General features: G+C 34.4%; 5 protein-coding genes, 5 tRNA genes and 1 rRNA gene. 10 read left to right on the top strand and 1 reads right to left on the bottom strand.

Annotation, left to right across the window (positions count from 1 at the left end; translation table 11 throughout):
* Positions 1-148 precede the first annotated feature (148 nt).
* From rrf to FFM55_RS06630, 9 genes are all read left to right on the top strand, one after another.
* A 5S ribosomal RNA gene (rrf, locus tag FFM55_RS06665) occupies positions 149-265 on the top strand.
* A gap of 5 nt (positions 266-270) precedes the next feature.
* A tRNA-Val gene (locus FFM55_RS06660) sits at positions 271-343 on the top strand.
* Between the two features lie 2 nt (positions 344-345).
* A tRNA-Asp gene (locus FFM55_RS06655) sits at positions 346-419 on the top strand.
* 27 nt (positions 420-446) lie between these two features.
* A tRNA-Trp gene (locus tag FFM55_RS06650) sits at positions 447-520 on the top strand.
* 2 nt (positions 521-522) lie between these two features.
* Positions 523-595: transfer RNA gene (locus FFM55_RS06645), tRNA-His, on the top strand.
* Positions 596-621: 26 nt separating this feature from the next.
* A tRNA-Leu gene (locus FFM55_RS06640) sits at positions 622-705 on the top strand.
* 113 nt (positions 706-818) lie between these two features.
* Entirely contained in the window at positions 819-1235 is a 417-nt protein-coding gene (locus tag FFM55_RS09935) for a hypothetical protein (RefSeq protein ID WP_240006014.1), read from the top strand.
* A 55-nt stretch (positions 1236-1290) separates the two neighbouring features.
* Positions 1291-1842, top strand: coding sequence for a YdcF family protein (locus FFM55_RS09930; RefSeq protein WP_240006013.1), 552 nt, complete (start codon positions 1291-1293; stop codon positions 1840-1842).
* A 57-nt stretch (positions 1843-1899) separates the two neighbouring features.
* The gene (locus FFM55_RS06630; RefSeq protein ID WP_042492666.1) at positions 1900-2202 is read left to right on the top strand and encodes a hypothetical protein; all 303 of its coding nucleotides are present in this window, start codon (positions 1900-1902) and stop codon (positions 2200-2202) included.
* 301 nt (positions 2203-2503) lie between these two features.
* Here FFM55_RS06630 and FFM55_RS06625 read toward each other — a convergent pair whose 3' ends face one another.
* On the bottom strand, positions 2504-5305 hold the full coding sequence (locus FFM55_RS06625) for a YfhO family protein (protein WP_137600758.1): 2802 nt from the start codon (positions 5303-5305) through the stop codon (positions 2504-2506).
* 220 nt (positions 5306-5525) lie between these two features.
* Between FFM55_RS06625 and FFM55_RS06620 the strand changes: the two genes are divergently transcribed.
* A complete protein-coding gene (locus FFM55_RS06620) occupies positions 5526-6500 on the top strand; it encodes a mannose/fructose/sorbose PTS transporter subunit IIB (RefSeq protein WP_137600757.1) in 975 nt (324 codons plus the stop codon).
* The last annotated feature ends 15 nt before the right edge of the window (positions 6501-6515 follow it).

Here is a 6515-nt window from a genome sequence, read left to right as displayed (position 1 = left end):
GTAGATAGGCTAGAAGTGGCAGTACGGTGACGTATGGAGCGGACTAGTACTAATGGTTCGAGGACTTAACCAAGTAGCAAGTGGTGTAAGGCAAAAATAGCAATTATGATTCAGTTTTGAGGGAACTACGTTCACTCAATCATAAACGTGTCGTGATGATGACACTGAGGTCACACCTGTTCCCATACCGAACACAGAAGTTAAGCTCAGTAGTGCCAAAAGTAGTTGGAGGATCGCCTCCTGCGAGGATAGGACGTCGCGATGCAATATGGACGTTTAGCTCAGCTGGGAGAGCACCTGCCTTACAAGCAGGGGGTCACAGGTTCGATCCCTGTAACGTCCATTGGTCGCATGGTCTAGTTGGTTAGGACGTTCGCCTGTCACGCGAAAGATCACGGGTTCGAATCCCGTTGTGACCGTATAATTAAGTATTACATTATTGTCATAGGGGTATAGTTTAGCGGTAGAACAACGGTCTCCAAAACCGTCGGCGGGGGTTCGATTCCCTCTACCCCTGCCATGGCGGTAGTGGTGAAGTGGTTAACACACCGGTTTGTGGTACCGGCACGCGTGGGTTCGATCCCCATCTACCGCCCTATTTAATGTAATACTTAATATGTTGCCGTTGTGGCGGAATTGGCAGACGCGCTGGACTCAAAATCCAGTTCTCGCAAGGGAGTATGGGTTCGACCCCCATCGACGGCATAATTAAAAACGAGAAAACTTATATATAGTTTTCTCGTTTTTTTGTATAATAAAACATATATATATTGTGTATAATATACACTATATATAAAACAAAATATGGGAGAGTTGTAATGGACATTTATGTCATATCACTAATTGTTATTTTTATAATGATGCTAATTTTACACTGGCAAAAGAAAGTTTTTTGGAGTTTACTTTTTGCTGATGTTTTTCTGTTTATGACATTAATTGAGTCATTAAATTTTATAAATCAGATTAACATTGAAAATGACTTTTTTTCAATGGCGATATTGCTTGGATTTTATGTTTTAATACCACTTTTGGTTATTATAGGTAGTATCTTTTTAGTACGTAATACTAGAATTATGTATCTAAAAGAGGGACGTAGTTTAGTAGCAAAATTATCAGCTGGGTTTGGACTTAATATTTTCGTTATACTTGGTGTGCTATTGTTTATGCTACAGTTTGATTTATTTTCTAAAAATATATATTTAGCAATAATCGTTGAATCGTTTTTTATTAATTGATGTATTTTTTGTATCATTATTTATATGTTACTTGATATATTCAGTCATAAATCAAATGTTACCATATAAAAAGCATGTTGATTATATCATTGTATTAGGTGCAGGTATTCGTTCAGAAGAGGTCACACCTTTATTAAAGAGTCGATTAGATAAAGGGCTAATGTATCTTAAGGATAATCCACAGGTGAAATTCGTTGTTAGCGGTGGAAAAGGTCCAGATGAGCCAGTCAGTGAAGCATTTGCGATGGCAAAGTATTTACGATCACAAAATATTCCAGATAATCAAATTATTATAGAAGATCAGTCAACCACAACCTATGAAAATATGAAGTATTCTAAAATTAAAATTGATGATGACTGGTCTGATGAAAAGCGTAAACCCAATGTATTGTTTACAACAAATAATTATCATGTTTTACGTAGTATGACATATGCTGATATGGCGAAGTTGAAGGCGCACGGTGCAGGGGCACCAACATCATACTACTTTTTACCATCCGCTTTATTACGTGAATATGCGGCAGTTTTAGTACAAAATAAGATAAAAATAATTTTAATTATGCTTCTTATTATCAGTTTCGTGATAATTGTATCTTGGCCATTTTAGATGTCATGATAAAATAAGATTTATTGGATTGCTAAAATATTACTGGAGGTATGATGTATGACAAAAGAGCCGATTACAAGTGATAATCATCAACAATTAATGTTAGATTTTGGTATTGATGCACCACAAATTGGTGAAAAAAATATAACCTTAGTAGATGGTGTTTTAGTGCGTGATGAAAATAATAAGGCTAAAACATATTTTCATTGGGAGGTTATTCATCGTGCTGATGAAACTTATTGGTCACCTTTAGATGGTGATCGCAAAACACTTTATGATATTACAGATTATAAAATCAAAAACAAGCAAAATGACCAATGGTTAACAGTAGAAGAATGGTTTAAACTTGATAAATTTTAATAAAAGAATATGTATAACTTCCTGGAACTTAAATTAAAAGTTTGGGGAAGCTTAAGCAATTAACTGGTCGTAAAAATTTCTGTATGCACTGGAATTTTCACAACCAGTTTTTATTTAATTTCTTTATATAAAAAATATAATAATATATCGTTACTTTTGAATTATGATAGCGGTTAGTAACCAGATTGTGTATGACACATGATTGATATTTAAAATTTTTTGTAAACATTAACCCCCGTAAGTTAGGTCATTTTCTAACTTGCGGGGGTTAATGTTAATCAAAATTTTGTTGAATTAATTGTTAATTTATTGATTTTGGATGTTTTCGTAGCTGACATAATAACAAAATTAATAAAATAATGAAACCAAACAGGCACATATATTTTGCAAAGTTCATACCGGGCGTATGATAAGTTAGTTTAATATTGTTTTGGCCAACCTTAAGGGGTATGCCAATGAAACCACTATCTAATTTTATTAGCTTGTTATGACCATTGACTATCCAACCATGACTATAGGGAATAGTTGTTGCCAATATTTGCGACTTATTGACGCGAATACGTGTTTTAATCTGATTATCGGTTAACTGATAAGTTGGGGCCCGATTAATTATAGTACTAGCAACTTTATCAAATCTTTTGTCTGTTGGAATCCCTTTAATTTGGACATCAAAACTATAATGACCAGCTTTACTAAAAGTAAGCGGTATGAATGTTTCTTGATTCGTTTTCGTAGCTTGTCCAAGATTGAGGGTAACTTGTTTTAATGGATTATAAAATGATAAATTAGCTTGACCAGTTTGTTTAAATGAATTTGTAAAATCATTATAGGTTGCAGTCAATGTATAACCACTAATGCCATTGCCAATCGTGCTAATATTTTTTTTATACCAGTTCCATGTATAAGCTTGTTTATTATATTGCCGATCAATTAATGTTTGTGGGTTTTGTTTGTTTTGTTTATGCATGTATTGATAATTAGCTAAAGCGGCCTTTTGTTGTTGCTTAAAAGTAAATGGTTTGAATTGGAGATTAGAAATTTCTAAATGCAATTCAGTGCCTTTTAACGCTTTAGATGGTCTTAAATAAAACCCCTCTGGTAATAATTCAGGATGAGTCGTATAAGTCATGTGCATTTTTTGGGTAGCAGCTTTTGTTAAATCAGTACGAACTTTACCAGTAACGACAGAATTCGCAAAGGCTGAAGCGTGTTGTTTACCCGTACGTGTAACAATACTATCAGCTAAAACAGCTTCTTTTTGTGTTGCAGATAATCTATTGTAAAAATTTCGATTAACATTATTATTTGTTAAATATAATAATGGATACGCATTGTCAGAGTGGGCTAGTGTCTGACCATTAATAATTTTATTGTTGTCAGCAATATAAGAATGAGGTGTTAGTGTACCTGGATTTTCAAAGCGATCAGCTACACCTAATAAATTACTAAGCACGTTTCTAGAATCTAAATTACCAGTAATGTCATTTGGATTGGCCGTACTAATATTCAAAGGAGCGAGCCCTTGGCCAACAGCACCATTCTGTAATGACCAATAACTTTCAATATTATTTAGTGGACCATTAATGGGTAAATTGGTTGCAGGGGCAATGCCGGTCATATTGTTTAGTTGGTTATCAACATAGGACCTTGTGAATGAGCCTTGCTTGCTTTTAGGATATTCTTTTTGCTGTGTTAACAGTTGTTTTACAGTATCATTTGATAATAAATCTGTTTTAGCAGGATTGGTATTATTCGTATGATTTCTAGACGTTATGAAAAAGATATTCACTAATACTAAAATAACTAACCATATTGGTCTAAACCCAGATGATGATTGGCTAAACCATAGCATAATTAATGTGACAAAATAAATAGCAATAATCATACCGTATCGCATGTTCAAGTTGAAGTTACTGATGATAAGTAACGAGATTGTTGCAATAATACCAACTATGAAAAATGAAAGATAATCATGAAATGTTAATTCTGATAAGTGTCTAAGCATTTGGAAAAGCATGACACTAATTGGTAAGGATAACATAAATAGCCAACGATTAGATGGAGATGAACCGCCGTTTAAAATTGCTGCAAATATAGGGGTACAGCAACCTAAAAAGGTAATAACCCATAAAATATTGAATAATTGATAACGGTGCCAACGTCGTAGTGAAAAAACAATGGCCATAACACTAATAGCACTAAACCCACCAGTCAACCAAAATGAGGGAGTAGTTAGGTTGGCAATTAAGTTACCAGGTAATGCTAAATAATAATAAAGTGGGTAGATAGTTAACCCATTAGCTAGCCCATTGTTGGTACGAGCTGAATTTAATACGGCATCAACACTAGGTAAAAATAGTGGTGCCGCTAGCATAAGGGAAAGTATTCCTGCAAAAAGAATTTTGAGATGTGATTGCCAGGCTAGCCAAGACTTGTGTTGGTAATGATATCCTATCCAGAATACAATAAGGCCAATTATTAACATAAAAGCAAAATAAAAATTATTCCAAATCGTCCAAAATACCATCAAAATAAGAGGAACATATTTATTTTGAGTCAATGCATAATGCATTGACCAAATAAGTAGCGGAAAAATAATTAAGGGATTAATAAAAAAAGGATGCTCAAAAGCAGAAAAAGCAGTGTATCCAGAAAAAACGTATGTGAATGCCACAATTTGATACTGCCAAGTTGGGGATGATTTAAACCAATGTTGGATAAACATCAAGCAAGCTAAACCTGCTAAATATAATCTAATAATGATCATTACATTATAGTAAGTTAATAAGTACTTTTCTGAAATAAAAGCAATACCATATGTGAATATGTCACCTAAGGTATAGTAAGAAAATGTTTGATAGTAATCACTACCAAGGCCTAATTTCCAAGACCAATTAGTTGGGAAAGCATGATTAAAAATAATGTTTTTAAGATCAGATTGCCATTCTACTAAGGCTGGGTAATGTTGTGCAATACCATCTGATTGCCAAATTAATGATGTATTGGTGAAATAATAGGGCGCAAATAAACATAGCGCTAAAATAAAGAATAAAAATGTGTAAGTCATAACAAGTTTAGATGACTGTTTAAGTTGCCAGGGCATGTTTGATACCTCCAAAAGACTATCAAAGTATTATATCATTTTCAGGTATTTTCTAACCAAAAAAATAGGACTAAAAAAATTAACTGTCACTATTTCTAAAGTACAATAAAAGGCATCACTGCAACCGTTTACAAGCACATACAATATAGTTTATAATAAAGAGCGTACAAAAGTTTTGTATGTTGAATTAAATATATATATATTAAGGAGCGTGGCAATTATGGTAAATTTCATTATTGCTAGTCATGGTGAATTTGCTGCGGGTATCCGACAATCTGGTCAAATGATCTTTGGAGAACAGGAAAATGTTCAAGTTGTAACATTTATGCCGAATGAAGGTCCAGAAGATTTGATGAAGAAGTTCGAAGATGCTTTAGCAACATTTGAACCAGAGGGACAAGTTTTGTTCCTCGTTGATTTATGGGGAGGTTCACCATTTAATGCTGCATCTCGTATTCAAGCCTTACATGAGGACCGAATGGCCATTATTACAGGGCTAAACTTGCCAATGTTAGTAGAAGCTTATGGGGCTCGTTTCACAATGGAAACAGCTGCTGAAATTGCAAGTTACTTGATGCCAGTTGCACGAGATGGTGTTAAAACTCTACCTGAAACCAAGGATTCAGCAGTAGAAGTTTCAGATAGTGCTGATGATGAACCAATTGTTGAGGCAGGCGATGTGGATGAAGTCATTCATACGGGTTCAGCAACAATGGATATTCGCTTAGCACGAATTGACTCACGTTTGTTGCACGGACAAGTTGCAACAGCATGGACTAAGTCAGTATCGCCAAATAGAATTATTGTTGTGTCAGATAGTGTTTCAAAGGATGAATTACGTAAAACTTTGTTAACACAAGCTGCACCAGTAGGGGTTAAGGTTAACGTTGTGCCAATTCAAAAATTGGCTGATGTTTGGGATGACCCTCGTTTTGCTACTGTTAAAGCTTTGCTTTTGTTTGAAACACCACAAGATGTTGCTAAAGCAGTTGAAAGTGGCGTTAAATTAGACAAAGTGAATATTGGTTCAATGTCTCATTCTGAAGGTAAGCGGATGCTAACCAATGCAGTTGCCGTTGATGAAGAAGATATTAAAACTTTAGAGTACCTACGTGATAATGGTATTACGTTTGATGTTCGTAAAGTTCCTGCTGATCAAGGCAAGGACGTCTTTGATTTATTGAAAAAGTTATAATTACTTTTTATAGAA

This window comes from Weissella sagaensis (assembly GCF_005405285.1).
GTDB classification, from domain to species: domain Bacteria; phylum Bacillota; class Bacilli; order Lactobacillales; family Lactobacillaceae; genus Weissella; species Weissella sagaensis.
The sequence above is the reverse complement of the archived record's forward strand: the minus strand, read 5'-3'. Positions and strand labels throughout refer to the sequence as shown.

What these genes read in the sequence shown, in the direction of transcription:
- FFM55_RS09930 (WP_240006013.1), top strand. Translation starts at nt 1,291, where the DNA reads ATGTTACCATATAAAAAGCATGTTGATTATATCATTGTATTAGGTGCA.
- FFM55_RS06630 (WP_042492666.1), top strand. Translation starts at nt 1,900, where the DNA reads ATGACAAAAGAGCCGATTACAAGTGATAATCATCAACAATTAATGTTA.
- FFM55_RS09935 (WP_240006014.1), top strand. Translation starts at nt 819, where the DNA reads ATGGACATTTATGTCATATCACTAATTGTTATTTTTATAATGATGCTA.
- FFM55_RS06625 (WP_137600758.1), bottom strand. Translation starts at nt 5,305, where the DNA reads ATGCCCTGGCAACTTAAACAGTCATCTAAACTTGTTATGACTTACACA.
- FFM55_RS06620 (WP_137600757.1), top strand. Translation starts at nt 5,526, where the DNA reads ATGGTAAATTTCATTATTGCTAGTCATGGTGAATTTGCTGCGGGTATC.